The 1,596-nt window shown below is 71.8% G+C and carries 1 protein-coding gene; it reads left to right on the forward strand.

The window, feature by feature from the left end; genetic code table 11:
• Nucleotides 1-187: 187 nt before the first annotated feature.
• A partial coding sequence (locus D7Y21_RS41155; protein ID WP_121718609.1) for an IS66 family transposase occupies nt 188-1,596 on the forward strand: 1,409 nt, incomplete at its 3' end.

Raw genomic sequence — 1,596 nt, forward strand, 5'->3', positions numbered from 1 at the left:
TTCCGGCTGCCGCCGGTGGACGCGGGCGCGCAGGCGGTGACGCTGGACGCCACGCAGTTGGCCATGCTGCTGGACGGCATCGACGTGGCCCAGGTGAGGCGCCAGCCCGCCTGGACGCCTCCCGGGCGCACGGGCACCTGACGCGCCCGGCCCGGGACGCGGCGTGGCGCAGGCGTGTTGAGGCGAAGTGCCGCGCGAGCTCCCCCAGGACCACTTCTGCCCCTGGCGCGAGGAGGCGGAGGAACTCAAGGAGCGCCTGACGTCGCTGGAGGCGAAGATGGCGACGCTGGAGCGCCACGTCTTCGGCCGCAGGGCGGAGAAGTTGCCGGCGGTGGCGACGGAGCTGCGCGGGGCCGCGGACTCGACGGCGGCCCGGGCCGAGGCCGCGAAGAAGAAGCGGCAAGAGAGAGCCGCCCGCAAGGCCGAGGAGGCCCTGGCGCGGGAGATTCGCCACGCGGTGCCTGCCGAGGAGCGCCACTGCCCGGCGTGCGGCAGCGAAGACTTGAAGCCCCTGGGCCCCGGCCGCACCTCGGTGGTGTACGAGTACGTGCCCGCCCGTTTCGAGAAGCAGGTGCACGTGCAGGAAGTCCTCGCGTGCGCGTGCGGCCGGGGCGTCGTCACCGCCCCGCCCCCGGCCCGGGTGGTGGACCGGGGCGAGTACGGCCCCGGCTTCCTCGCCCACGTGGTGACGTCGAAGTGCGCGGACGCCATGCCTCTGCACCGGCTGGCCCAGCGGGTGGAGCGAAGCGGCGTGCCCATGAGTCGCAGCACCCTGACGGACCTCTTCCACCAGGCCGCCTCGGTGCTGCTGCCTCTGTGCCAGCACCTCTTGCAATGCATTGCGTCCGCGGACGTGGTGTGGGCTGACGAGACGCCGTTGCGCGTGCTGGACGTGAAGAAGACGCGGCTGGGCTACCTCTGGACCTTTCTCACCCAGAATGAGGCGGGGCAGTGGCTCATCGGCTACCGCTTCAGCCTCGGCCGGGCCAGCAAGACACCGAAGGAAGTCCTGGGCGGCACCTCGGGCGCCCTCGTGGTGGACGCGTACACCGGCTACAACGCGGTGACGCTGCCCCAGGGCCGGGTGCGCGTCGGGTGCTGGGCCCATTGCAGGCGCCGCTTCTTCGACGCGCTGGCCACCGCCCCCGAAGCACGTGAGGCGCTGGATTTCATCCTCGCCCTCTACCGCGTGGAAGCCCTGGCCCGCGACGCGGGCGTCGTGCGCACGGACGCCCACCGCGAGCTGCGTCAGCAGCAGAGTCTCCCCGTCCTCACGGCGCTGCGCGCGTGGATGGAAGCGCAGGCGCCGCGCCACCTGCCTAAGGGGCCGCTGGGCCAGGCCATTTCCTACGCGCTGAAGCAGTGGGACGCCCTGACGCGATTCGTCTCCGACGCGCGCCTGCCCCTCGACAACAACCGCTCGGAATCGGCGCTGCGCAAGGCGGCCCTGGGCCGTAAAAACTTTCTCTTTGTCGGCCACGAGGCCGCGGGGGAAAACCTCGCTGGCCTCTATGCACTGGTGGCCACCTGCGAGGCCAACGGCGTCAATCCCGAGGACTACCTCGCGGATGTCCTGCTGCGCGTCCAGACGCACCC

The sequence above is a fragment of the Corallococcus sp. AB045 genome, assembly GCF_003668895.1.
Taxonomy (GTDB): Bacteria; Myxococcota; Myxococcia; order Myxococcales; family Myxococcaceae; genus Corallococcus; species Corallococcus coralloides.